Raw genomic sequence first — 23,418 nt, 5'->3', positions numbered from 1 at the left:
AAGTGTTTAAATAATAAAAAAGCAGCGTTATGCTGCTTTTTTATTACCGCTGAAAGAACTCAATCCACTCACCGTCAGGGCCTTCGATATAGAAATAACGGTATCCGTTTGGAAGTGTTGTGATCTCCTCGTCGATAAATTTTGCGTTCATTTTTTTCGCTTTTGTATATTCAGCCGCGATGTCATCAGTCAGCAGGGCAATGTGGTGCACTTTTCCTTCAGCGGGAAGCTCGCTGCTGTAGCCTTGAATCAGTTCAATTTCTGTTTCCGGTCCGTCTTCAAAGCCAAGAAATGCAAGCTCGATTACACCGTTCGTGTGTGTGATGCGATCCTTCAATTTCATGCCGAGTACCTCTTCATAAAATGTGATGGACGCGTTAATATCTCTTACCATGATGCCTGTATGGTCAATTCGTTTTGCCATGCTGCTCCTCCTCGTAACTCTTTTTGTCTATCGTAGAAAAACCTTTCCTTTCTGTCAATGCAGACATCTTGGCGTTTTGTGGTACGATAAGAGAAAGCAAACGGAAAGAGGACGACATATATGAAGCTACTCACCCTAAAAAAAGCACACGCTGCCAAAATCAAAAAAGGCTATCCCCTTATTGAAAAAGAAGCTCTCGCAGGGAGTGCGGGGCACATGAAAGAAGGAGACCTCGTTGACATCGTATCTGAGAGCGGCGAGTTTCTCGCGCGGGGCTATTATGGCCTGCAAAACAAAGGGGTCGGCTGGACGCTTACCCGCAATAAACATGAACAGGTTGACCAGGCATTTTTTCTCACCAAATTAACAAAAGCGGCCCAAGCGCGCGCCAAACTATTTGAGGCTCAAGATACAACAGCTTTCCGCCTGTTCAACGGTGAGGGCGACGGTGTCGGCGGCGTCACCATCGACTATTATGACGGCTACCTGCTGATTCAATGGTACAGCAAGGGGGTTTACACCTTTAAAGACATGCTGATTTCCGCTTTGGATGAGATGGATCTTGATTATAAAGCGATTTACGAGAAAAAACGCTTCGACACAGCTGGACAATACGTTGAAGATGATGACTTCGTGAAAGGGAAAAGAGGCGAGTTCCCGATCATCATCCAGGAGAATGGCATTCAATACGCGGTGGATTTGAATGAAGGCGCCATGACGGGCATCTTTTTGGATCAGAGACATGTGCGCAAGGCGATCAGAGACCGCTATGCAAAAGGGAAAACCGTTTTAAATACATTTTCTTATACGGGTGCATTCTCCGTGGCGGCGGCGCTTGGCGGAGCGGAGAAAACAACAAGCGTCGACGTGGCAAACCGAAGCCTTGCCAAAACGATCGAGCAATTCAGCGTGAACAAGCTGGATTACGAAGCGCACGACATTAAAGTGATGGACGTTTTTAACTATTTTTCATATGCTGCAAAAAAGGATTTGCGCTTTGATCTGATTATTCTCGATCCGCCTTCCTTTGCGCGCACAAAAAAACGCACCTTCAGCGCGGCCAAGGATTATAAAAACCTGCTGAAGGAAACGATCGCCATCACTGCTGACAAGGGTGTCATTGTTGCCTCTACAAACAGCAGCGCATTTGGCATGAAGAAATTCAAAGGCTTTATCGATGCCGCATTTAAAGAAACAAACGAACGCTACACCATCATTGAGGAATTTACGCTGCCGGAGGATTTCAAAACGATTTCGGCATTTCCGGAAGGCAACTACTTGAAAGTGGTCCTTCTGCAGAAAAAATAATGAAAAAGCTGCCCTTTTCGGGGGCAGCTTTTTTATGTAGAAATGATCTGCTGGACGCGGCCGATGCGGCCATCTTCAAGCCGGACTTTAATGCCGTGCGGATGAAAGCTTGATTTCGTCAAAATATCCTTCACTGTCCCTCGTGTCAGTTTTCCTGTTTTTTGATCCTCTTTCAATACAATATCCACCTGCAACCCTTTCGAAATGCTGTTTCGCTCTTGCCCGTTCATAACGCACATCCTTTCTTTTGTTCATTATAGTCATTATGGTTTAAAAGTAACAGCCGGCTGATGAAGTGTATGTTTGTTTTTTTCAGCCTTCATTAAATATAATGTCAGGCAAAAGCCTGCTATGCTCAGAATGCCAAAAAGCAAGTAGACTGCGAAAATCGACACGTAGTCAAAAATGTACCCGCCTGCAAATGTGCAGAACCAGTTGCCGAACCCGTTGCCGATGGCGGCGTACATGGTCAGCGCCGTCGCTTCAACGTGTCTTGGGGTAATCTTTTTCACATATTGAAGCGCCGCCGGGATAAATAAACCGATGGCCACTCCCTGAAGAAAGACCGTCACATATATGATCCATAGTGAAGGCGCCGTGAAATAGAGCGCCCACCTGAATAATGAGACTCCGCCTGACAGCATAATGACGTTGAGCAGCCCCATTTTATCTATAAATGTTTGGGCAAACCGCATAAATGGTATTTCTGAAATCACGCCGATGAAAAATAAAATGCCGATAGCGGAAAGAGACGCGCCGCTTTTGTCCAGAAAAAGACTGAAATACGTATTGTTCGCTAAGTTTGGAGCAAATGTCGTAAAGGTGATGATCATAAAGATGAGGAAGGTTTTGTTGCTGATAAGCTCCCGGAATCCTTTGCGGATATTGACCTTTGTTTTCGTTTTCTGCTGGCCCGGCATTTGAGAAGCCAATATGGCGGCAATGCACAGAAAGGCACAGCCAAAGATAAAGATCACGTGAATGGGGTACAGCTGGTTCGTCACCTGTCCCATGGCAAACACCGCGACGCCGAAGCCGAGAGAACCAAACAGGCGGATTCCGCCGTAGTTGCCGTTTGTTTCTTGTGTGTACCTTAGTGAAATGCTGTCCGAAAGTGGAATAATCGTGCTTTGAAAGGCTGCAAAACAGGCCGCAATCAAAATAAACAGAGGGAAACCGTCAAACGCAATATAGGCTAATCCAATGATGCCTGTGATTGATGTGCAAACCGCCAGCAGGCCTTTCGTTTTTTGCGTATAGTCGCTCAGCATGCCCCAAAACGGCTGAAAGAAAATCATCACAATCGGGCCCAGCGACATGATCAAGCCGACCTGTGATCCGCTTAAATGCTGTTCCTTCGTTAAATACATACTGAGTAAGGGAATCATGCTGCCCGTACCGAGAAAAGCAAACAAATAAAATCCTTTTAACGCGGCGTAATACCGCCTCACCTGCAAGTTGTGCATCAGGGTGCCTCCTTTGGTATCCGCAAAATACATTATATTGGAATTCGCCAGCTTTTCAATAAGGGGAAGCACATAAAAAAACTGCCCTCGAGAGGACAGTTTTTTACATAAATGAAAGCAAAAACGGCGCCGCGCAAAGCGTCATAATCGCAGCTAAGATCATCGATACGCTGGAAATCGTGCCGGACACAGAGCTAAGCTCAAATGCCTTTGACGTTCCCGCTCCGTGCGCGCTTGTGCCGAGCAGCACGCCCCGCGCGATTTCGTTATCAATGCGGAAATAACGGATGACCATCGGACCGATCACTGTGCCGAGCAAAGCGGTTAAAATCACAAACACGGCTGTGACGGCAGGCATTCCGCCGATCATTTCAGATACGTTCATCGCGATCGGCGTTGTCACTGATCTCGGGACGAGGCTGTCAATTAAGCCGGTGCCGAGGTGAAGCCATTTCGCAATAAGAGCGGTAGAAATAATCGCGATGCATGAACCGACGGCCACATTCAAAATAATTTCCACTGCGTATTTCTTTAAAACAGGGAAATATTTATATAGCGGGATCGCGAATGTCACGGTGGCCGGCTGTAGCATATCGGTCAGCAATCCGCCGCCGAGATTATAGGACTCGTACGGGACATTCACCAGCAGCAGCAGACCGACTAACACGGCGGGCGTCACCAATAGCGGAGACGTATAAACACGCGGAAAGCGTTGATATACCTTTTTTGCTCCTAAATACACCAAAACCGTTAAAAACAAACTTACAATTCCGATGAACACGTATGCTTTTTCTCCTTTCTCTTTGCAATGAGTTGTGTAAGCGTTCCTGTAGACACCATCACGACAAACGTGCTGATGATGACAACAAGCAGAATGCTGACACCAAATTTCGACATAATGTCTCCGTATTCAATCACTCCGACGGCAGACGGGATAAAAAATAAAAGCAGCTCCCCGAGAAGCCACGCTGCACCAAGCTCTATCCATTCAAGCTTGATAATGTTAAAGTGCAATAATGTGAAAAGAATCACAATCCCTATTATACTGCCGGGAATATTTATATGAAGAAGGGCTGTCACCCAATTAATCAGCCGAGCAAATATAAATAACAGAGCGATTTGAATAACGGTTAGCAACAGTTTTTTCATTTTGATGCCTCCCTTATATACTTATTGTACATAAGGTCTCGCTATAGGTAAAATATATATTAAGAATAAGAAGTATTCCTTTTGTCTATAGAAAGGGTGAAGCACATGGATATCCGCCATTTAACATATTTCTTGGAAGTCGCCCGTTTAAAAAGTTTTACGAAGGCTTCCCAATCCCTTTATGTTTCTCAGCCGACGATATCAAAAATGATCAAAAATTTAGAAGAAGAGCTCGGAATTGAACTGTTTTACCGAAACGGCAGGCAGGTGGAACTGACTGATGCCGGTCATAGCATGTATGTGCAGGCGCAGGAAATCATTAAATCATTTCAAAACCTGACGTCAGAATTAAATGATATTATGGAAGTCAAGAAAGGGCACGTACGGATTGGACTGCCGCCGATGATCGGATCGGGGTTTTTCCCGAGAGTGCTCGGCGATTTCCGTGAAAACTATCCGAATGTCACCTTTCAGCTAGTCGAAGACGGTTCTATAAAAGTCCAAGAAGGTGTCGGGGACGGCTCTCTTGATATCGGCGTTGTGGTCCTTCCCGCAAACGAAGATATCTTTCATTCGTTTACAATCGTAAAAGAAACCTTAATGCTTGTCGTTCACCCTTCCCACCGGCTGGCTGATGAGAAAGAATGTCAGCTGCGTGAGTTGAAGGACGAGCCTTTTATTTTCTTCAGGGAGGATTTTGTCCTGCACAACCGAATTATGACGGAATGTATCAAGGCTGGGTTCCGGCCCCATATCATTTATGAAACATCACAATGGGATTTTATCAGTGAGATGGTATCAGCAAACCTTGGGATCGGGCTTTTGCCGGAACGGATCTGCCGCGGCCTTGACCCGGAAAAAGTGAAAGTCATTCCGCTTGTCGATCCGGTCATCCCTTGGCACCTCGCCATTATTTGGAGAAAGGACCGGTACTTGTCGTTTGCGGCCAGAGCTTGGCTCGAACATACGAAATCGTATTTATGGGACCCGAAAAAAGATAGTAAAGGATGATGCAAACATGGATGCACAATCAGCAGCAAAATGTCTTACGGCTGTCCGCCGGCATAGCCCACTGGTGCATAGCATAACCAACAATGTCGTAACGAATTTCACAGCAAACGGCCTGCTCGCGCTCGGCGCATCGCCCGTTATGGCGTACGCAAAAGAAGAGGTCGCCGATATGGCGAAAATTGCGGGTGCACTCGTTTTAAATATCGGAACGCTGAGCAAGGAGTCAGTCGAAGCGATGATCATCGCGGGAAAATCAGCTAATGAACATGGCGTTCCCGTCATTCTTGATCCTGTCGGTGCCGGAGCAACACCGTTCCGAACTGAATCGGCACGTGACATCATTCGTGAGGTTCGCCTTGCTGCAATCAGAGGAAATGCGGCGGAAATTGCCCATACCGTCGGTGTGACGGATTGGCTGATCAAAGGTGTTGATGCAGGTGAAGGCGGAGGCGACATCATCCGGCTGGCTCAGCAGGCGGCACAAAAGCTAAACACGGTCATTGCGATTACTGGTGAAGTCGATGTCATTGCCGATACATCAAATGTATATACCCTTCATAACGGCCACAAGCTGCTGACAAAAGTGACAGGCGCCGGTTGCCTGCTGACTTCCGTCGTCGGTGCGTTTTGCGCTGTGGAAGAAAATCCATTGTTTGCTGCTATTGCGGCCATTACTTCGTATGGGGTCGCCGCTCAGCTTGCCGCACAGCAGACGGCTGACCAAGGCCCTGGAAGCTTTCAGATTGAATTGCTGAACAAGCTTTCAACTGTTACTGAACAAGACGTCCAAGAATGGGCGACTATAGAAAGGGTGACTGTCTCATGACTCGTATTTCTCGGGAAATGATGAAAGAGTTATTATCTGTTTACTTCATTATGGGGTCAAACAATACGAAAGCCGATCCTGTTACAGTTGTACAAAAAGCGTTAAAAGGCGGTGCCACCCTGTACCAGTTCCGCGAAAAAGGCGGGGATGCGCTGACAGGAGAGGCTCGGATTGAATTTGCTGAAAAAGCGCAGGCAGCCTGCCGTGAAGCTGGTGTTCCGTTCATTGTCAATGATGATGTGGAATTGGCTCTGAAGCTGAAAGCTGACGGTATCCACATCGGCCAGGAAGACGCAAATGCGAAAGAGGTAAGAGCTGCCATAGGTGATATGAATCTCGGCGTTTCCGCTCATACGATGTCTGAGGTGAAGCAAGCCGAAGAAGACGGAGCGGATTATGTCGGGCTTGGGCCGATCTATCCGACTGAAACGAAAAAGGATACGAGCGCGGTACAGGGTGTATCTCTTATCGAAGCAGTGCGCCGTCAAGGCATCAGCATTCCAATTGTCGGCATCGGCGGCATCACAATAGATAATGCCGCACCTGTTATCCAAGCGGGGGCCGATGGTGTCAGTATGATCAGCGCCATCAGTCAGGCGGAGGATCCTGAGAGTGCTGCACGCAAGTTTCGTGAGGAAATTCAAACATATAAAACAGAAAGATAATCGTTCATCTTCCTTCAAAAGGCTGTTCTGTAAAAGGACAGCTTTTTTGCTTTCCATCAAGGTTTTCAGACCTTCAAATTTTAATTGACAAAGAACAGGAACTGGCTATGATTATGTTATATAATGATAATCATTTTCAATTATAGGAGGAGCATGATGACTCGGGGGCTGGCGCTTATTTTATTTAGCTTGTTGATGGTTTTCGGTTTTGCGGCACATGCGGAAGATGATCCGATCGCTGCATTAATTCAATTAAACAAGCAAATGATCAAATCCGTACAAGACGGAGATATAGACTCGGCACAACAAACGTTTGAAACCTTCAAAGCGAAGTGGAAAAAAGAAGAACCTTCTATTAAGAAAGAAAACCTTTCTTCTCACAGTGAAATGGACGCGAATATCGCGATGATTTCTCTTTCTTTTATCAATCAAGACGCAGGCAAGCTCAAATCACAGCTTGAAGAGCTTTCATCTCATTTAGAAACATACCAGCAGGCTGTCGTGCTGAAAAAGACATCCTCAGGTCAATCAAGGGCGTCCTTAACAGCCTATATACAAAGCTTGAAAGACACAAAACAGTTCATAGAAAAAAAACAATTGGATGAAGCGTCATCCGCAATCGACAATTTAGTTACATCCTGGCTCGCTGTTGAGGGAGATGTCGTGTCCCAATCGAAAGAAGCCTATACGACATCGGAGGAAAATCTGGCGCTGATGAAGGCGGAGATCGGCAGCCATCCTGAAAAGGTATCAAAGCAAATTGACGAAATGATTCAATTGCTCGAGCCGATCGCTTCAAGCAGCTACAGCTGGTGGGATGCGGCGCTGATCCCGATTCGTGAAGGAATGGAGGCCCTCCTTGTCATCGGAGCGCTATTAACCATGACAAAAAAAGCGCGGGTTACGCGTTCCTCGACATGGATCTGGGGCGGGGCGTCCGCCGGCATGGCTGTTTCCTTAGCAGCCGGCATCGGTGTCACGGTTCTGTTCTCCTCCAGTGTATTCGGAGAAAACAATTTCTTGCTTGGCGGCGTTACCGGCGTACTGTCCGCTGTCATGCTTTTGTATGTCGGGGTGTGGCTGCACAGAAATGCCTCAATGGATAAATGGAGAGAAAAAATCAATATCCAGAAGTCACAGGCACTAAAAAAACGAAGCCTGCTTTCCTTTGCGCTCATTGCATTTCTGGCAGTTGTAAGAGAAGGTCTCGAAACGGTCATCTTTTTCATCGGGCTTGTCGGGAAGCTCCCGCTCACTGAACTGATCGGCGGAACTGCCGCAGGGCTTATCATTCTCGTCATCGTCGGTGTTCTGATGATCAAGCTCGGAATGCGCATTCCATTGAAGCCGTTTTTTCTTCTATCAATGGCGGTTGTCCTGTATATGTGCGTGAAATTTCTCGGAACCGGCGTTCACAGCCTTCAACTGGCGGGCATTCTTCCGTCTGATGCAGAAAGCTGGCTGCCGTCTGTATCGGTGCTGGGAATTTATCCGTCTGTGTACAGCACGATTCCGCAAATGTTGATTTTCCTCTTTTTACTGATTGCGCTTGTTTCAGAAGCGGCAAAACATTTTACAAACGGAAAGGAACTGACAAAATGAATTTCACAAAAATCGCTGTATCAGCCGGATGCATCCTTGCGCTGTGCGCAGGCTGCGGAGCCAACGACACATCTTCAACTAAAGAAAAAGCTTCATCTGAAAAAAGCGGGGTCACTAAAGAAATCACCGCATCCGTAAATAAAATGGAAACCATCATTTCCAAGCTGAATGACTCAGCGGAAAAAGGAGACCAAAAAGAGATTGAAAAGAAGGGGAAAGAGTTAAACAGCTACTGGCTTTCCTTTGAAAACGACATTCGCAGCGACTATCCATTCGAATATACAGAAATCGAAAAACATCTTCAGCCAATCTACACAGAAGCGCAAAAAGACAAACCGGATACAGCAAAAATCAAGACAGAATCCGAGTCATTGAAAGCGTCCTTAGAAGACCTGACAGAAGCGAAGAAGAGCGGCAAAAAGGCTAGCGATCAGCTGGCAAAAGCAGCAGATGAGTATAAAGGCTATGTCAAAAAGCAGAGTGGCCAGCTTGTCAAAGCGACTGAAGCATTTACGAGTGCTGTGAAATCCGGTGATATCGAAAAATCTAAAACGTTATATGCGAAAGCGCGTGTTTATTACGAGCGTATCGAACCGATCGCTGAAAGCCTTGGAGATCTTGACCCGAAAATTGATGCACGAGAAAACGATGTTGAAGAAGGAGACAAATGGACAGGCTTCCATAAGCTTGAGAAGGCCATTTGGAAGGATCAAGATATTTCCGGGGAAAAGGCAACAGCTGACCAGCTTCTCAAGGATGTAAAAGAGCTTGACGGTTCAGTTCAATCACTGAAATTAACACCTGAACAAATTGTTGCAGGCGCGATGGAGCTTCTGAACGAAGCCGGAATTTCGAAAATCACGGGAGAAGAAGAGCGCTACTCACGAATTGATTTAGTTGACCTTATGGCAAATGTGGAAGGCTCCGAAGCCGTTTATCAAACAGTGAAAAGCGCGCTTGTAAAAGATCACACCGACTTGACGGAAAAACTGGATACGGAGTTCAGCGAATTTGAAGTTTTAATGGCAAAATACAAAACAAATGATCAGTCCTATACGTCTTATGATAAATTAAGTGAAAAGCAAATCAGAGAGCTGAGCACAAAGCTGACGACTCTTTCTGAAACCATGTCGAAGATTGCGAATGTGCTATAAAAGGAGTTTTGTAACAGCATGAGCGATGAACAAAAAAAGTCAGAACAAATTCACAGACGGGACATTTTAAAATGGGGGGCAATGGCGGGGGCAGCCGTTGCGATCGGTGCCAGCGGACTCGGCGGACTCGCTCGGCTTGTGCAGACCGCGGCTAAGCCATCGAAAAAGGATGAAAAAGAGGAGGAGCAGATTGTTCCGTTTTACGGAAAGCATCAGGCCGGAATCACAACTGCCCATCAGACGTATGTCTATTTTGCTGCACTGGATGTAACAGCAAAAGACAAAAGCGACATCATTACGTTATTTAGAAACTGGACAAGTCTCACACAGATGCTGACATCTGGCAAGAAAATGTCAGCGGAGCAGAGAAATCAGTATCTGCCGCCGCAGGATACAGGTGAGTCTGCTGATTTATCCCCTTCCAACTTAACGGTCACATTCGGATTCGGGCCTGGCTTTTTTGAAAAAGACGGAAAGGACCGCTTCGGGCTGAAAAGCAAAAAGCCGAAGCACCTAGCCGCTCTTCCAGCGATGCCCAATGACAACCTGGATGAAAAGCAGGGAGGAGGGGACATCTGCATTCAAGTATGTGCAGACGACGAGCAAGTGGCGTTTCACGCGCTGCGTAACCTGCTAAATCAAGCGGTCGGCACTTGTGAGGTCCGCTTTGTGAACAAAGGCTTTTTAAGCGGAGGAAAAAATGGCGAAACACCGCGCAATCTCTTCGGGTTTAAAGATGGAACAGGCAACCAGAGCACGGAGGATGACAGCTTGATGAACTCGATCGTGTGGGTTCAGTCCGGTGAGCCTGACTGGATGACGGGCGGCACCTATATGGCTTTCCGGAAAATCAAAATGTTCCTTGAGATATGGGACCGCTCTTCCCTCAAGGACCAAGAGGATACCTTCGGCCGCAGAAAAAGCTCAGGGGCGCCTTTCGGACAGAAAAAGGAAACAGATCCCGTGAAGCTGAATCAAATTCCGTCTAATTCACACGTCAGTCTAGCGAAATCTACGGGAAAACAAATTTTGCGAAGAGCTTTCTCTTACACAGAAGGACTTGATCCGAAAACCGGCTATATGGATGCAGGTCTCCTGTTTATCAGTTTTCAAAAAAATCCCGACAACCAGTTTATCCCGATGCTGAAGGCTCTTTCAGCAAAGGATGCGTTAAACGAATATACACAAACAATCGGTTCTGCTTTATATGCATGCCCATGCGGGTGTAAAAAAGGAGAATATATTGCCCAGCGTTTGCTGGAATCATAAAAGAAGCCTAAATCGGCTTCTTTATTTAAAAAACAGTTGTAACTTTAATTGTTACAGTTTAAAATCAATTTAGTATGAAAGGAGATTATCATGACAGTACACATTAAAGTTTATTCAGATTACGTCTGCCCATTTTGTTTTGTTGGAAAAGCCGCTTTTGAAGAAGCGATAAAAGGAAAGGATGTTGAAGTCGAGTGGATGCCGTTTGAACTGCGCCCAAGCCCATCTCCTCAGCTTGATCCGGTCAATGATCCTTCCAAACAGTACATGTGGCAGACATCAATTCAGCCAATGGCGGAGAAATTAGGAGTCGAGATCAATTTTCCAAACGTCTCGCCTCATCCGTATACAGACCTCGCGTTTGAAGGCTTCCATTTTGCGAAGGAATACAATAAAGGACATGAATACAACACCCGTGTCTTTCAGGCGTTTTTCCAGGAGGGCCAAAATATTGGCGATATTGACATCTTGACGAAGCTCGCCGAGGAAGTGGGATTAGACGGTGCATCATTCAAATCAGCACTGGAAACAAGAACATATCAGGACGTGCAGCGCCAAGCCTTGAAGCACGCTTATGAAGAGGCTGACATCACAGCCGTTCCAACCTTTATTATTGGCGACACTGTAATTCCAGGTGCTGCCGGCAAGGATGTATTTGAAAAAGCGATTTCTGACGAACAAAAGAAAAGACAAGGAAAAAGCTCTCTATAAAGAGAGCTTTTTTTACTCCTGTTCCATATGGACGCCAGTATGCGCCTTCACCTGAATTTCTGCAAACGTATCTTCATCAATTGTTTTATCAGATGACAGCACCGTTCCGAGCCACGCGCCGAGAAAGCCGAGCGGGATGGAAATAATTCCTGGATTAGACAGCGGAATGAGCGGATCACCGGTAAAAATAGCACCTCCGGCCGGGTCCCACACACTAGGGCTCATCGATACCAGCACAAGCGCGCTGATCAGGCCTGTCAGGCTGCCCCATAAAGCGCCTGAGGCATTGAATCGTTTCCAGAAGACTGTAAACACAATCAGCGGAAGGTTTGCGCTGGCGGCTACCGCAAACGCGAGTGCAACAAGGAACGCCACATTTAAGGATTGTGCAAAAATCGCAAGGAGTATCGAGAGTACTGACACGGCGACAGAAGCCCATCTGGCCGCTTTCATTTGTTCTTTTTCAGTTGCTTCTCCCTTTCTGATGATCTGGCTGTAAATATCATGGGCAAATGCTGAGGCGGCAGACAGCACCAACCCTGTCACGACAGCCAAAATGGTGGCAAAGGCGATGGCTGATACAAACGCGAACAGAAAGTCTCCTCCGAGCGCTTTTGCTAAAAGCGGAGCCGCCATATTTCCCGCTTGATCAGCCGCTGTAATCGCGTCAAAACCGACAAATGCCGCGGCACCAAAGCCGAGAAACACCGTCATAATGTAAAACACACCGATAATCCATGTCGCTGACACAACGGATGTACGGGCCGTCTTGGCATCCTTAACGGTATAAAACCGGATCAATATATGCGGAAGCCCGGCGGTTCCCAGCACGAGTGCCAAGTTTAACGACAAGGTCTCAAGCGGCACCTTGTATTTATTTCCGGGATTCATAAAATCAGCGCCAAGCGGAGTAGCCGTTTTCATCTGTTCAAACATGGTATTAAGGCTAAAGCCGAATTTCGAAAACACGATAATCGAAATCACGAGTGTGCCGGCCATCAGCAAAACGGCTTTAATAATTTGAACCCAGCTTGTCGCGATCATGCCGCCAAACACGACATAAATGGTCATCAGCACTCCGACGATGAGGACAGCCGCGGTATAATCCAGCCCTAGAAGCAGTTTGATCAGCGCGCCCGCCCCCACGAGCTGGGCGATCATATAAAAAGTAGAGATGGCAATGGTATTGAGAGCCGCGACACCGCGGATTTTCTTTTCTTTAAAGCGAGCGGCAATCATGTCTGCCATCGTGTACTTTCCAAGATTCCGAAGCGGCTCCGCCACGATGTACAAGACAACGAGATAAGCCACCAGAAAACCGATGCTGTAAAAGAAGCTATCAAATCCATATAACGCGATCATTCCGGCAATCCCGAGAAACGAGGCGGCAGACATGTAGTCACCGGCAATTGCCAGTCCATTCTGAACGCCGGTGAGCCCGCCGCCCGCCGTATAAAACTCACTCGTCGTTTTCGTCCGCTTCGCGGCAAAATACGTGATAATAAGCGTCAGGCCAACAATCGCCAAAAATAATAAAAAAGCAGTCATATTCATGTCTGTTCACCCTTCAGATCCTCTTTTAAAGCGCTTACATACTTATCGGAATGGGCGGCTCTCCGGGAATACACAGTACTCAGTATCCAGGTCATAGCGAATTGGGCGATGGCGAACAGCCAAGCCCATGAAACAGCTCCAATGGCCGGTGCATTCAAAAAGGTGAAATAAGATGTCAAAACAGGGAGTGAAAAATAAAAAACAAAAAAGAAAATCGCAGAAGGAACAATAAAAGCGCGTTTCTGCTTTAAAAAAGCTTGAAAAGACGGCGTTGCAGCAATCTGTTTATAATCAGCTTTGTACATGGATTTCCTCCTTTTATTCGCTAAACGTAAGCAAAAAGGTACACCAATAGGTATGTACTGAAAGTCCGATTTATGCGTTGAACAATATCTGGAGGATGAAAAAAGAAGGAAGTCGTGAAGAGGTGAACACAGTGGTCTAAAGACAGGCGAAGGTTTTCAAGCTCGGCCGTGTATAAACGAGTTTGCTTTCAAAACCTCACCGAATGCAGCTTGTTCTCAGCAAAGCTGCTGTTTACCAGAGCACGGTTATCATGTTCGCATCACCTCTTTATGACAATGCATGTGCCAAGAGGTGATCGCATCACCGGCTGTCTGTCGTAGTTAGCTGACACACCGTTTGTCCTCAAGCTCAGTGCAGCGATTTGCTTTTGAATAGAGGATATGGTGAAAACTCAGATCAGGTGATAGAAAAGCCAGAGGTAAATAGATCCGCCTGTTCGGACTAGTCTTGCCGGACGGTTTTTTTGTGGTTTTTCTTTCTCGATGCTGTCTCAGATTCTAAAAACTGCCTCACATCATGAATGCCTAATCCAATGGATCTAGCTTCTTGAATTAACATATGCCAATCTTTGTCCAAATCTTTTTTAACATGAGTTTTCATAGTAACCTCCAATTGTATAAAATGTTTTCCTGCAACATGCGGGCAATAAAAGACAAGCCAGCGCGATGATGAGGCGAGTACAACAAATTTCACACATAGTTGCTCGGTGTTCACAAACTGAAGGAAAAACCACCTACCTATTCCCTAAAAAAATGACTAATATAACCAATGGACCTTATTTATAATAATAAACAATTAAATACTGACTGGATAGTATGTAAATGAAAATAAATCATTCAGCCTATTAAAAATGACCCCTAGGAAACCGAATAGCATAACCGCTAAAAGAAATAAATACCGCTAAAGATTGATCCGGTGTAAGATAAGGGTAATCATTACCGCCAGGAGAAAAATATGAAAAAAAACAAATTTCAAATTAAAAGAGAAGCAACATTTGAAAGTTTTATAGACGCTGGCGTGAATTTGTTGATTGACCGAGCGTATGATCCGGTTTCTGTAGAAGATATCAGCAGAGCCGCCGGGTACAGCAAAGGAGCATTTTATGTTCATTTTGTCAGCAAGGACGATTTTCTGCTGTATCTTCTAGAAAAACGTAAGATGAAAAAAAAGATCATTATAGGGTATCTTGATCAAATGGAGCGGGAGTCAGTGAAATCGCTGACATTGGACGAGGCTGCAAAACACGCTGCAGAACTGCTTTATTCCTATTACATAAATAAGCCGTCGTGGGACATCACCTCGTTTGCCATGAACATGCCGACATATAAAGTCTTAAAGAAATGCAAGGCTTATGTCCAGCTGTACGTATTGTGGGTGGAAGAAAATGTGTTATATATTAAGTGGCTGAAGGAGAGAAAGCTGATTGACGCCTGTATTGATACGGAATATACGGCTAAAATAATATGTGCAGTCCTCGACGGAATCATTAAACAATCATATGTATTGGGCCAGCCAGCCACCTTCCGCAGCTTTTTAGACGCACTCTCGGTATTTTTTACTTTAGACAGAGAGCACGAGACGCCAAGAATTTTGAAAAGTTTTTCAGAAAGCGAGGAACATCAGTGAAGTATAGAGAAATAATTATGTATATCATTATGGGGGTTTTCACAACCATTGTGAATATCGCCAGCTTTTATATATTGGTAGAGATCATGAATGTGGATTACAAAGCCGCCACTGTCGCCGCTTGGATTTTGTCCGTGCTGTTTGCTTACATAACAAATAAATTATATGTGTTTCAGCAAAAAACACATGATCTGCAGAGCCTGCTGAAAGAGCTCACTGCTTTTTTCAGCGTTCGGGTCCTGTCTCTCGGCATAGATTTAGGCATGATGATCATTCTTGTCGGCCAGTTCAATACAAATGAAACCTTGGCCAAAATACTCGACAACGCGGTCATTGTTGTCGTCAACTATGTTGCGAGCAAATGGCTCGTCTTTAAAAAAACAAAAGAAGAAGGGGTATGAGAGGACTGCAGCATATGATCTGCCGTTTTCTATGGAGAAATAAGGGGAATAAAAAAAAACCAGAAAGGTGATTGCACATGCGGGAAGAGCTAAAGGGGATATTTGCAAGTGTATTCGGAGAAAAAGAGGGATTACGGTTTTTTTTCGCACCTGGAAGAGTGAATCTGATTGGAGAACATACAGACTATAACGGCGGGCATGTATTTCCGTGCGCGCTGACAATGGGTACATATGCTGCTGTTGCAGAAAGAAACGACGGGCTTGTCCGGATGTATTCAGATAACTTTAGAAACGCAGGCATCAAGGAATGCAGCCTTGACGACATTCGCTATCAAAAAGAAGACGACTGGGCGAACTACCCAAAAGGCGTGATTTATGAATTTCAACAGAGGGGATATGCAGTTCCCCATGGCTTTGACATTGTATTTTCAGGGAATATTCCAAACGGGGCGGGGCTGTCGTCTTCCGCTTCTATTGAACTGCTGATGGGGGTCGTGCTCCAAAACTATTTTCATCCTGAAGTAGATGCGCTTGAGCTTGTGAAAATGGCGCAGCATGCGGAAAACCATTTTATCGGCGTCAATTGCGGAATTATGGACCAATTTGCAATTGGAATGGGGAAAAAACATCATGCGATGCTGCTGAACTGTGACACGCTTGACTATGAATATAGCAAACTCAATGTCTCAGGCCTCGCGCTGGTCATCGCGAATACGAACAAAAAAAGAACATTGGCTGACTCAAGCTATAATACGAGACGCCAAGAATGCAATGATGCATTGCTTGATCTGAAAAAAGGCCTCGATATTACAGCACTGGGCGACATCAAGCCTTCTGATTTCGATGCGCATTCCAGCCTGATCCAAAATGAAACGAACAGACGCCGGGCAAAGCACGCTGTATACGAAAATCACCGTGCTATCAAGACGGCCCATATGTTCAAAGAGAACAATATAGATGAAATCGGGCAGTTAATGAAGGAATCCCACCTTTCATTGAAGGATGACTATGAAGTAACATGCCCTGAACTTGATGAGCTTGTGTTTGCGGCATGGGATCACGAAGGTGTAATTGGATCAAGAATGACGGGAGCAGGCTTTGGCGGATGCACCATCAGCATTGTAAAAGATGAGTTCGTTGATGATTTTATTCAGAAGGTTGGAGACAGATATCAAGAAAAAACAGGGCTCCGAGCGGACTTTTATGTCGCGGATATCGGAGAGGGAGCGAGAGAACTAAAGGGGGAGTGACATATGAGTATTATTGAACATCTGGAACAGCTGCTTGAGTATGGCCTGGAACGAAAATTGATTTCGATCTGGGATCGGGAATATACGAGAAACCGTCTTTATGAAGCGCTGGGCATCACACATCCCGAGCCGGTCTCCAGCACCAGCATCAAGCAGTCACAAAGCCTGCCGGACTTGCTCGCCCCCATCTATAAATGGGCTGCCGAAACCGGCCGAATGGAAGCGGATACAGATACGTACCGTGACCTGCTCAGCGCAAAGCTGATGGGCTGTTTTGTACCTGCCCCGTCCGAGGTCATTCGCAAATTTGAAGAGACAAAAGCATTATACGGCCCAAAACAGGCGACAAAGGAATTCTATCAATATTCAGAGGATGTCTATTATATACGGACTGACAGAATCGCCAAAAATGTTCATTGGACGGTGCCGACCGAATATGGCGAGCTGGAAATGACCATTAACCTATCAAAGCCTGAAAAGGACCCGAAAGCGATTGCGGCTGCAAGAGAGCAGGAACAGACAAATTATCCGATGTGTTTGCTGTGTAAAGAAAATGTCGGGTTCGAGGGAAGCGTGAATCATCCAGCCCGGCAAAATCACAGAATCATTCCGGTCATCCTTGAGGACGAACAATGGTTCCTGCAATTCTCGCCATATGTCTATTATCCAGAGCACTGTATTGTCTTAAAAGGTGAACATGAACCGATGGAGATCAGCAAAAAAACATTTGAAAGGCTGCTGTCATTTCTCGGGCAGTATCCGCACTATTTTATCGGTTCAAACGCGGATCTGCCGATTGTCGGCGGCAGCATCCTAAGCCATGATCATTTCCAAGGCGGCGCGCATGATTTTCCAATGGCACGTGCAGAAGCGGAAGACGTTTATGAATTAAATGATTATCCCGGCGTGTCGCTGGGCTTAGTGAAGTGGCCGATGTCTGTGCTCAGGCTCCAAGGAGACGAACCGGGGCATGTCGCCGAAGCTGCTGACCATATCTTTCGCACGTGGCAGACGTATTCCGATGAAAAAGCCGGCATTGCCGCCTATACAGGCGATACGCCTCATAATACGGTCACACCGATTGCGCGGCGCAGGGGAGACCTGTACGAACTCGATATCGTCCTGAGGAACAACCGGACGAATGAGGAGCATCCATTAGGAATATTCCATCCTCATCAGGAAGTCCACCATATTAAAAAAGAAAATATCGGCCTGATTGAGGTCATGGGATTGGCGATATTGCCGGGCCGCTTACAGGAGGAAATGAAAGAAACGGCAGCGGCGCTATGCTCTGCTGATCCGAAAACAGCCTTAGAACAAAATCCGCTCACGGCAAAGCATAGTGAATGGGCTCTTCGAATGATGGAAAAAAGAACCATAACAAAAGAGAATGCAGATCTAGTCATAAAAAAAGAGCTGGGACATGTATTCGCGCGCATCCTTGAACACGCCGGTGTGTTTAAGCAGACAGCAGAGGGAAAACAGGCCTTCAGAAGGTTCATCGATCAGTTGGGCGTCAAACCAGTCAAAAGCCTCAACCGCTAGGGTTGAGGCTTTTTCGATTTTTATGGCAAAACAAACACCCAAAGCGCTGACGCTTCGGGTGCTGCTGCTTTTATCCTCTTTTTCTGGTTAACAGGCTTACTAGAAAGACAACAATGGCTGCGCCGATTACGGCTGGAATAATGGCAAATCCGGCTAGGTGCGGCCCCCATGTTCCAAGCAGCCCGTGTCCGATCCAGGCGCCAATAAGACCTGCGATCATAGACCCGATAATTCCTCCGGGCATATCTCCTTTTACAAACAGGCTTCCAAGCCATCCGATAATAATAGCGACGATAAGTGAAATAAGAAAACTCATCATGCAACACATCCTATTTTTTATTTATTTGCTTATATCATTCCTCTTTTTTGTATAAGATAAACAACTGGATGCTCTCATAAAAAAATACGGACAATTCAGAGCATATTGGCTCTTCATTGCGCCTTTTCTTTCAATATTTGATGCGTTAAAATGGTAACCGTGTGAAAAGATGCTAGACGAGGAAAAAATAATTCCTATCTAGAAAGTTTAACAAAATGAAATTTTTGATTGACCTAAGTTTTTTATTGTGGTAAACCTTAATTTGTCAGAATTAGTTCTTCATCATCTTTCTTTACTTTATATGCGGAAATAACTAGAAACTTTTCATCTTAAGCGATAGATGTGAATAAAGTTGGAGCAATTTTTGTCGATTTTATGACATTTAAGCGAAAATGGGATGAAGTTTATAAAAAAATAAAGCTAATAAGTGAAGTTTTTGATAGCATAACAAAGTAGAGAAAAGATTTTGAGGAAGTATGCACTTCAGATTTATTACATCAATAGGAAGGATGGTGATCTTCTTGTTCAGAGCATTAAAACCGTTGCTTGTATTAGCGCTGTTAACTGTGGTTTTCGTCCTTGGGGGATGCAGCAATGCTTCAGTACTAGATCCGAAAGGACCTGTAGCTGAACAGCAAAGTGATTTAATCCTGTTATCTATCGGATTTATGCTGTTTATCGTCGGGGTCGTCTTTGTTCTATTTACCATTATTTTAGTAAAATACCGCGACCGTAAAGGCAAAGATAATGGATCTTATAACCCAGAAATTCACGGTAACACGTTTTTAGAAGTAGTCTGGACAGTGATCCCAATTTTAATCGTCATTGCACTTTCTGTGCCAACAGTACAGACGATATATTCGTTAGAAAAAGCTCCTGAAGCAACAAAAGACAAAGAGCCTCTTGTTGTTTATGCTACTTCGGTAGACTGGAAATGGGTATTCAGCTACCCTGAACAGGATATTGAAACGGTCAACTACTTAAACATTCCTGTCGACCGCCCGATCTTGTTCAAAATCTCATCTGCAGATTCAATGGCTTCGCTATGGATTCCTCAGCTTGGAGGGCAAAAATATGCGATGGCAGGAATGCTGATGGATCAATACTTACAGGCTGACAAAGTGGGTACTTACGAAGGCCGCAACGCGAACTTCACAGGTGAACATTTTGCAGACCAAGAGTTTGATGTGAATGCAGTCACAGAAAAAGACTTTAACAGCTGGGTGAAAAAGACTCAGAATGAGGCTCCTAAGCTGACAAAAGAGAAGTATGATGAATTGATGCTTCCTGAAAATGTGGACGAATTAACGTTCTCTTCTACTCACTTGAAATACGTTGATCACGGACAAGACGCTGAGTACGCGATGGAGGCGCGCAAACGCCTTGGCTATCAAGCCGTTTCACCGCACTCTAAAACAGATCCGTTTGAAAACGTAAAGAAAAACGAATTTAAGAAGTCTGATGATACAGAAGAATGATATTGATCAGGAAAGGAGGAAGCCTGCATGAAATTCAAATGGGACGAATTTTTCGTAACTGGTGACCCATTAATTCTGGGCGCACAAGTTTCCATTGCGCTTTCAACCATTGCCATTATTTTTGTACTGACTTACTTCAAAAAGTGGAAATGGCTGTGGTCTGAATGGATAACTACTGTTGACCATAAAAAACTCGGAATCATGTACATTATATCTGCTGTAATAATGTTATTTCGCGGCGGTGTCGACGGTCTGATGATGCGTGCCCAGCTAGCGCTTCCGAATAACAGTTTTTTAGACTCAAACCACTATAATGAAATTTTTACAACTCACGGTACAATCATGATCATCTTCATGGCGATGCCGTTCTTAATCGGTCTTATTAACGTTGTTGTGCCTCTTCAAATCGGTGCCCGCGACGTTGCGTTCCCTTACTTGAACAACCTGAGCTTCTGGACGTTCTTTGTAGGGGCGATGCTTTTCAATATTTCTTTCGTTATCGGAGGTTCTCCGAACGCAGGCTGGACGAGTTATATGCCGCTTGCAAGTAACGACATGAGCCCTGGGCCGGGTGAGAACTACTACCTCCTCGGACTTCAGATTGCCGGTATCGGTACCCTGATGACAGGGATCAACTTTATGGTAACAATCTTAAAAATGAGAACAAAAGGCATGACATTAATGCGTATGCCAATGTTCACATGGACAACACTGATCACAATGGTTATTATCGTGTTTGCTTTCCCTGTACTTACAGTAGCATTGGCACTTTTATCATTTGATCGTTTGTTCGGCGCTCACTTTTTCACATTGGAAGCAGGCGGTATGCCGATGCTTTGGGCTAACTTGTTCTGGATTTGGGGACATCCTGAAGTATATATCGTTATTCTTCCGGCGTTTGGTATTTTCTCAGAAATCATCTCAAGCTTTGCAAGAAAACAATTGTTTGGTTACAAAGCGATGGTTGGTTCTATTATCGCCATCTCTGTATTGAGTTTCTTAGTTTGGACTCACCACTTCTTCACAATGGGGAACAGTGCGTCCGTTAACTCATTCTTCTCAATTACGACAATGGCAATCTCAATCCCAACCGGGGTTAAAATCTTTAACTGGCTCTTTACAATGTATAAAGGCCGAATCAGCTTTACAACACCTATGCTGTGGGCGCTTGCGTTCATTCCTAACTTCGTTATCGGCGGGGTTACAGGGGTTATGCTTGCGATGGCAGCAGCGGATTATCAATACCATAATACGTACTTCCTTGTATCTCACTTCCACTATGTGCTGATCGCGGGTACTGTATTTGCTTGTTTCGCCGGATTTATTTTCTGGTATCCAAAAATGTTCGGCCACAAGCTGAACGAAAGAATCGGAAAATGGTTCTTCTGGATCTTTATGATCGGGTTCAATATTTGTTTCTTCCCGCAATATTTCTTGGGGCTTCAAGGCATGCCTCGCCGTATTTACACATACGGACCGAACGACGGCTGGACAACATTGAACTTTATCTCAACAGTCGGAGCTTTCATGATGGGTGTAGGATTCTTAATCCTTTGCTATAACATCTACTACAGCTTCCGTTACTCTACTCGTGAAATCAGCGGAGATTCATGGGGTGTGGGACGTACGCTTGATTGGGCGACTTCTTCTGCGATTCCGCCGCATTACAACTTTGCGGTGCTTCCTGAAGTCAAATCTCAAGATGCATTCCTGCATATGAAAGAAGAAAAAACTGAATTATACCCTGAAAGCAAATTCAAGAAAATCCATATGCCAAGCAACTCAGGCAGACCGTTCTTTATGTCTGTTGCCTTCGGTCTCGCTGGCTTTGGACTTGTCTTTGAATGGTACTGGATGGGCGTAGTCGGATTGATCGGAGTCCTGCTCTGCATGGTTCTGCGTTCATTCGAATACGACAACGGCTACTACATTAGTGTTGATGAAATAAAAGAGACGGAAAGAAAGATTTCCGAATAAGGAGGCGTGAGTTATGGAACATGCAGAACACGGCAATTCTAACGCGCCTATGGAATATCAATCTGAAACCGGCAGACTTAATATTCTCGGGTTTTGGATCTTTTTAGGGGCAGAAATTGTGTTGTTCTCAACACTATTTGCAACCTTCTTCGTTCTTAAAAACAGAACAGCTGGAGGTGTCTTGCCAGACGAACTATTTGAAGTCAATCTGGTAATGATTATGACGTTCTTGCTGCTGATCAGCAGCTTTACCTGCGGGATCGCTGTTCATGAAATGCGCCGCGGAAGTTTAAAAGGCGTAGTCATTTGGACAATTATCACTCTTCTTCTCGGTGCCGGCTTCGTCGGATGCGAGATCAACGAGTTTGTTCACTATGTACATGAAGGAGCGGCTCTCAGTACAAGTGCGTTCTGGTCTGGATTCTTTGTTTTACTTGGAACTCACGGAACTCACGTAACAATCGGGATTTTCTGGATCACAGGAATTCTGATTCAGTTGAAGAAACGCGGCTTAACTCCGCAAACTTCATCTAAAATCTTTATCTCAAGCTTGTACTGGCACTTCTTAGATGTTGTATGGATTTTCATCTTTACAGGTGTCTATCTCATGGGATTGGGGGGTCTGTAAAATGGCAAACAAATCTGCTGAACACAGTCACTTTCCATGGAAACACATTGTAGGTTTTATCCTGTCTATCGTTTTGACCCTGCTGGCTCTATGGGTTGCAGTGTATACTGACCTGAGCTCATCAGCAAAACTTTGGATAATCTTCGGCTTCGCCTTCATTCAGGCGGCGCTGCAGCTTCTCATGTTCATGCATATGACAGAGAGCGAAAACGGCACGATCCAAGTCGGAAACACGCTGTTCGGATTCTTTGGCGCGATCGTTATCGTACTTGGATCCATCTGGATTTTCGCGGCTCACTATCACCATGGTGACCATATGGACGGAAATCCTCCTGGAGGCGCTGAACACTCAGAGCATTCAGGCCATAACGAATAATACAAAAAACCCTCTTCATTGGAAGAGGGTTTTTTGCTGTCTTCAGCTGCTTCGCTTTCTGCGAAGATACGGAAGGCCGTAAATGATAAATGCGGCGATATGAGCGACTATGACGTTGACGGCAAACAAGATAATCATGAGAGTGTGTCCAAGTGGAGAAAGGCTTTCTGTTGCGTAAAAGAAGAAGAATACCCACATTAAGATGATTGGCGGAATAGCTGAGAGTGCGACTTTTTTGTTATCAAGCCAAATAAAGAGAGGCGTTGCGCTGGCAACCAATAAGTAAGCAAAAAACATGTCCATCATACCCGTCTCCTTTCATTTTGTGATAACGTTTACAAAAATGAAATAGAGGAACTGAGTTGTGTCTGTT

At 45.2% G+C, this 23,418-nt stretch carries 26 protein-coding genes; 16 read left to right on the top strand and 10 right to left on the bottom strand.

The genetic code is table 11. The features are described 5' to 3' along the window. Positions 1 to 43: 43 nt before the first annotated feature. Positions 44 to 424, bottom strand: a complete 381-nt coding sequence (gene glxA / locus NSQ09_RS04175; RefSeq protein WP_014481285.1) for a glyoxalase GlxA — start codon at positions 422 to 424, stop codon at positions 44 to 46. Between the two features lie 120 nt (positions 425 to 544). Here glxA and NSQ09_RS04170 point away from each other — a divergent pair, with 120 nt between their 5' ends. After that, complete coding sequence (locus tag NSQ09_RS04170; RefSeq protein WP_041351283.1) at positions 545 to 1,732, top strand: class I SAM-dependent rRNA methyltransferase; 1,188 nt, start codon at positions 545 to 547, stop codon at positions 1,730 to 1,732. Positions 1,733 to 1,764: 32 nt separating this feature from the next. Here the strand turns inward: NSQ09_RS04170 and NSQ09_RS04165 are convergent, their stop codons facing one another. The 4 genes from NSQ09_RS04165 to NSQ09_RS04150 form a co-directional block, all read right to left on the bottom strand. Then, positions 1,765 to 1,962: a YwbE family protein gene (locus NSQ09_RS04165; protein WP_014481283.1), complete on the bottom strand. Its 198-nt coding sequence runs from the start codon at positions 1,960 to 1,962 to the stop codon at positions 1,765 to 1,767. A 33-nt stretch (positions 1,963 to 1,995) separates the two neighbouring features. After that, the gene (locus NSQ09_RS04160) at positions 1,996 to 3,198 is read right to left on the bottom strand and encodes an MFS transporter (protein ID WP_341030591.1); all 1,203 of its coding nucleotides are present in this window, start codon (positions 3,196 to 3,198) and stop codon (positions 1,996 to 1,998) included. A 103-nt stretch (positions 3,199 to 3,301) separates the two neighbouring features. Beyond that, positions 3,302 to 3,979: a CidB/LrgB family autolysis modulator gene (locus tag NSQ09_RS04155; RefSeq protein ID WP_341030590.1), complete on the bottom strand. Its 678-nt coding sequence runs from the start codon at positions 3,977 to 3,979 to the stop codon at positions 3,302 to 3,304. Then, positions 3,961 to 4,347, bottom strand: coding sequence for a CidA/LrgA family holin-like protein (locus NSQ09_RS04150; protein WP_003227375.1), 387 nt, complete (start codon positions 4,345 to 4,347; stop codon positions 3,961 to 3,963). The genes NSQ09_RS04155 and NSQ09_RS04150 overlap by 19 nt, the downstream gene beginning before the upstream one ends. Positions 4,348 to 4,452: 105 nt before the next feature. Here NSQ09_RS04150 and cidR point away from each other — a divergent pair, with 105 nt between their 5' ends. The 7 genes from cidR to NSQ09_RS04115 all read left to right on the top strand — a co-directional run bounded on the left by cidR (position 4,453) and on the right by NSQ09_RS04115 (position 11,585). Next, positions 4,453 to 5,358 carry a cidABC operon transcriptional activator CidR gene (cidR, locus tag NSQ09_RS04145; RefSeq protein WP_003227377.1) on the top strand — a complete coding sequence of 302 codons (906 nt, stop codon included), beginning with the start codon at positions 4,453 to 4,455 and terminating at the stop codon, positions 5,356 to 5,358. Between the two features lie 7 nt (positions 5,359 to 5,365). Beyond that, complete coding sequence (gene thiM / locus NSQ09_RS04140; protein WP_341030589.1) at positions 5,366 to 6,184, top strand: hydroxyethylthiazole kinase; 819 nt, start codon at positions 5,366 to 5,368, stop codon at positions 6,182 to 6,184. Then, complete coding sequence (gene thiE / locus NSQ09_RS04135) at positions 6,181 to 6,849, top strand: thiamine phosphate synthase (RefSeq protein WP_257986295.1); 669 nt, start codon at positions 6,181 to 6,183, stop codon at positions 6,847 to 6,849. Before thiM ends, thiE begins: the two co-directional genes overlap by 4 nt. A 156-nt stretch (positions 6,850 to 7,005) precedes the next feature. Then, complete coding sequence (gene efeU / locus NSQ09_RS04130; RefSeq protein ID WP_341032485.1) at positions 7,006 to 8,451, top strand: ferrous ion permease EfeU; 1,446 nt, start codon at positions 7,006 to 7,008, stop codon at positions 8,449 to 8,451. Continuing rightward, on the top strand, positions 8,448 to 9,605 hold the full coding sequence (efeM, locus tag NSQ09_RS04125; RefSeq protein ID WP_041334544.1) for an iron uptake system lipoprotein EfeM: 1,158 nt from the start codon (positions 8,448 to 8,450) through the stop codon (positions 9,603 to 9,605). Before efeU ends, efeM begins: the two co-directional genes overlap by 4 nt. 18 nt (positions 9,606 to 9,623) lie before the next feature. Further along, the gene (gene efeB / locus NSQ09_RS04120; RefSeq protein WP_341030588.1) at positions 9,624 to 10,874 is read left to right on the top strand and encodes an iron uptake transporter deferrochelatase/peroxidase subunit; all 1,251 of its coding nucleotides are present in this window, start codon (positions 9,624 to 9,626) and stop codon (positions 10,872 to 10,874) included. 90 nt (positions 10,875 to 10,964) lie between these two features. Then, entirely contained in the window at positions 10,965 to 11,585 is a 621-nt protein-coding gene (locus NSQ09_RS04115; RefSeq protein ID WP_014478353.1) for a DsbA family oxidoreductase, read from the top strand. 12 nt (positions 11,586 to 11,597) lie between these two features. On the opposite strand, the gene NSQ09_RS04110 is transcribed toward NSQ09_RS04115, so the two are convergent. The 3 genes from NSQ09_RS04110 to slrA all read right to left on the bottom strand — a co-directional run bounded on the left by NSQ09_RS04110 (position 11,598) and on the right by slrA (position 14,045). Further along, complete coding sequence (locus NSQ09_RS04110; protein ID WP_041334550.1) at positions 11,598 to 13,139, bottom strand: solute symporter family protein; 1,542 nt, start codon at positions 13,137 to 13,139, stop codon at positions 11,598 to 11,600. Beyond that, the gene (locus NSQ09_RS04105) at positions 13,136 to 13,444 is read right to left on the bottom strand and encodes a DUF485 domain-containing protein (protein ID WP_341030587.1); all 309 of its coding nucleotides are present in this window, start codon (positions 13,442 to 13,444) and stop codon (positions 13,136 to 13,138) included. The genes NSQ09_RS04110 and NSQ09_RS04105 overlap by 4 nt, the downstream gene beginning before the upstream one ends. 442 nt (positions 13,445 to 13,886) lie before the next feature. Further along, the gene (gene slrA, locus NSQ09_RS04100; RefSeq protein WP_014478351.1) at positions 13,887 to 14,045 is read right to left on the bottom strand and encodes a transcriptional regulator SlrA; all 159 of its coding nucleotides are present in this window, start codon (positions 14,043 to 14,045) and stop codon (positions 13,887 to 13,889) included. Between the two features lie 354 nt (positions 14,046 to 14,399). Between slrA and slrC the strand changes: the two genes are divergently transcribed. The 4 genes from slrC (at position 14,400) to galT (ending at position 18,267) form a co-directional block, all read left to right on the top strand. Further along, positions 14,400 to 15,071 carry a transcriptional regulator SlrC gene (gene slrC, locus NSQ09_RS04095; protein ID WP_341030586.1) on the top strand — a complete coding sequence of 224 codons (672 nt, stop codon included), beginning with the start codon at positions 14,400 to 14,402 and terminating at the stop codon, positions 15,069 to 15,071. 17 nt (positions 15,072 to 15,088) lie between these two features. After that, on the top strand, positions 15,089 to 15,472 hold the full coding sequence (locus tag NSQ09_RS04090) for a GtrA family protein (protein ID WP_003227398.1): 384 nt from the start codon (positions 15,089 to 15,091) through the stop codon (positions 15,470 to 15,472). Positions 15,473 to 15,549: 77 nt separating this feature from the next. Beyond that, the gene (locus NSQ09_RS04085; protein ID WP_041334557.1) at positions 15,550 to 16,722 is read left to right on the top strand and encodes a galactokinase; all 1,173 of its coding nucleotides are present in this window, start codon (positions 15,550 to 15,552) and stop codon (positions 16,720 to 16,722) included. Positions 16,723 to 16,725: 3 nt separating this feature from the next. After that, a complete protein-coding gene (gene galT / locus NSQ09_RS04080; protein ID WP_041052938.1) occupies positions 16,726 to 18,267 on the top strand; it encodes a UDP-glucose--hexose-1-phosphate uridylyltransferase in 1,542 nt (513 codons plus the stop codon). A gap of 70 nt (positions 18,268 to 18,337) precedes the next feature. Here the strand turns inward: galT and NSQ09_RS04075 are convergent, their stop codons facing one another. After that, the gene (locus NSQ09_RS04075; protein WP_009968363.1) at positions 18,338 to 18,583 is read right to left on the bottom strand and encodes a GlsB/YeaQ/YmgE family stress response membrane protein; all 246 of its coding nucleotides are present in this window, start codon (positions 18,581 to 18,583) and stop codon (positions 18,338 to 18,340) included. Positions 18,584 to 19,098: 515 nt separating this feature from the next. Here NSQ09_RS04075 and qoxA point away from each other — a divergent pair. From qoxA to qoxD, 4 genes are read left to right on the top strand one after another with little or no spacing between them, the layout of a single operon-like run. Beyond that, positions 19,099 to 20,064: a cytochrome aa3 quinol oxidase subunit II gene (qoxA, locus tag NSQ09_RS04070; protein ID WP_010886637.1), complete on the top strand. Its 966-nt coding sequence runs from the start codon at positions 19,099 to 19,101 to the stop codon at positions 20,062 to 20,064. Positions 20,065 to 20,091: 27 nt separating this feature from the next. Next, the gene (qoxB, locus tag NSQ09_RS04065) at positions 20,092 to 22,041 is read left to right on the top strand and encodes a cytochrome aa3 quinol oxidase subunit I (protein ID WP_003227407.1); all 1,950 of its coding nucleotides are present in this window, start codon (positions 20,092 to 20,094) and stop codon (positions 22,039 to 22,041) included. Positions 22,042 to 22,054: 13 nt separating this feature from the next. After that, complete coding sequence (qoxC, locus tag NSQ09_RS04060; protein WP_003227409.1) at positions 22,055 to 22,669, top strand: cytochrome aa3 quinol oxidase subunit III; 615 nt, start codon at positions 22,055 to 22,057, stop codon at positions 22,667 to 22,669. A 1-nt stretch (position 22,670) separates the two neighbouring features. After that, the gene (gene qoxD / locus NSQ09_RS04055) at positions 22,671 to 23,045 is read left to right on the top strand and encodes a cytochrome aa3 quinol oxidase subunit IV (RefSeq protein WP_003227410.1); all 375 of its coding nucleotides are present in this window, start codon (positions 22,671 to 22,673) and stop codon (positions 23,043 to 23,045) included. A 42-nt stretch (positions 23,046 to 23,087) separates the two neighbouring features. Here the strand turns inward: qoxD and ywcE are convergent, their stop codons facing one another. Then, positions 23,088 to 23,351 carry a spore morphogenesis/germination protein YwcE gene (gene ywcE, locus NSQ09_RS04050; protein ID WP_003227411.1) on the bottom strand — a complete coding sequence of 88 codons (264 nt, stop codon included), beginning with the start codon at positions 23,349 to 23,351 and terminating at the stop codon, positions 23,088 to 23,090. Between the last annotated feature and the right edge of the window lie 67 nt (positions 23,352 to 23,418).

It is taken from the genome of Bacillus sp. FSL W8-1202 (assembly GCF_038006165.1).
Lineage (GTDB): Bacteria > Bacillota > Bacilli > Bacillales > Bacillaceae > Bacillus > Bacillus subtilis.
This window is presented reverse-complemented; position numbering and strand designations above follow the sequence as displayed.

Bases quoted from the DNA above. Each gene is read 5' to 3' on its own strand.
- glxA (WP_014481285.1), bottom strand. From the start codon at position 424: ATGGCAAAACGAATTGACCATACAGGCATCATGGTAAGAGATATTAAC.
- NSQ09_RS04170 (WP_041351283.1), top strand. From the start codon at position 545: ATGAAGCTACTCACCCTAAAAAAAGCACACGCTGCCAAAATCAAAAAA.
- NSQ09_RS04165 (WP_014481283.1), bottom strand. From the start codon at position 1,962: ATGAACGGGCAAGAGCGAAACAGCATTTCGAAAGGGTTGCAGGTGGAT.
- NSQ09_RS04160 (WP_341030591.1), bottom strand. From the start codon at position 3,198: ATGCACAACTTGCAGGTGAGGCGGTATTACGCCGCGTTAAAAGGATTT.
- NSQ09_RS04150 (WP_003227375.1), bottom strand. From the start codon at position 4,347: ATGAAAAAACTGTTGCTAACCGTTATTCAAATCGCTCTGTTATTTATA.
- cidR (WP_003227377.1), top strand. From the start codon at position 4,453: ATGGATATCCGCCATTTAACATATTTCTTGGAAGTCGCCCGTTTAAAA.
- thiM (WP_341030589.1), top strand. From the start codon at position 5,366: ATGGATGCACAATCAGCAGCAAAATGTCTTACGGCTGTCCGCCGGCAT.
- thiE (WP_257986295.1), top strand. From the start codon at position 6,181: ATGACTCGTATTTCTCGGGAAATGATGAAAGAGTTATTATCTGTTTAC.
- efeU (WP_341032485.1), top strand. From the start codon at position 7,006: ATGACTCGGGGGCTGGCGCTTATTTTATTTAGCTTGTTGATGGTTTTC.
- efeM (WP_041334544.1), top strand. From the start codon at position 8,448: ATGAATTTCACAAAAATCGCTGTATCAGCCGGATGCATCCTTGCGCTG.
- efeB (WP_341030588.1), top strand. From the start codon at position 9,624: ATGAGCGATGAACAAAAAAAGTCAGAACAAATTCACAGACGGGACATT.
- NSQ09_RS04115 (WP_014478353.1), top strand. From the start codon at position 10,965: ATGACAGTACACATTAAAGTTTATTCAGATTACGTCTGCCCATTTTGT.
- NSQ09_RS04110 (WP_041334550.1), bottom strand. From the start codon at position 13,139: ATGAATATGACTGCTTTTTTATTATTTTTGGCGATTGTTGGCCTGACG.
- NSQ09_RS04105 (WP_341030587.1), bottom strand. From the start codon at position 13,444: ATGTACAAAGCTGATTATAAACAGATTGCTGCAACGCCGTCTTTTCAA.
- slrA (WP_014478351.1), bottom strand. From the start codon at position 14,045: ATGAAAACTCATGTTAAAAAAGATTTGGACAAAGATTGGCATATGTTA.
- slrC (WP_341030586.1), top strand. From the start codon at position 14,400: ATGAAAAAAAACAAATTTCAAATTAAAAGAGAAGCAACATTTGAAAGT.
- NSQ09_RS04090 (WP_003227398.1), top strand. From the start codon at position 15,089: ATGTATATCATTATGGGGGTTTTCACAACCATTGTGAATATCGCCAGC.
- NSQ09_RS04085 (WP_041334557.1), top strand. From the start codon at position 15,550: ATGCGGGAAGAGCTAAAGGGGATATTTGCAAGTGTATTCGGAGAAAAA.
- galT (WP_041052938.1), top strand. From the start codon at position 16,726: ATGAGTATTATTGAACATCTGGAACAGCTGCTTGAGTATGGCCTGGAA.
- NSQ09_RS04075 (WP_009968363.1), bottom strand. From the start codon at position 18,583: ATGAGTTTTCTTATTTCACTTATCGTCGCTATTATTATCGGATGGCTT.
- qoxB (WP_003227407.1), top strand. From the start codon at position 20,092: ATGAAATTCAAATGGGACGAATTTTTCGTAACTGGTGACCCATTAATT.
- qoxC (WP_003227409.1), top strand. From the start codon at position 22,055: ATGGAACATGCAGAACACGGCAATTCTAACGCGCCTATGGAATATCAA.
- qoxD (WP_003227410.1), top strand. From the start codon at position 22,671: ATGGCAAACAAATCTGCTGAACACAGTCACTTTCCATGGAAACACATT.
- ywcE (WP_003227411.1), bottom strand. From the start codon at position 23,351: ATGATGGACATGTTTTTTGCTTACTTATTGGTTGCCAGCGCAACGCCT.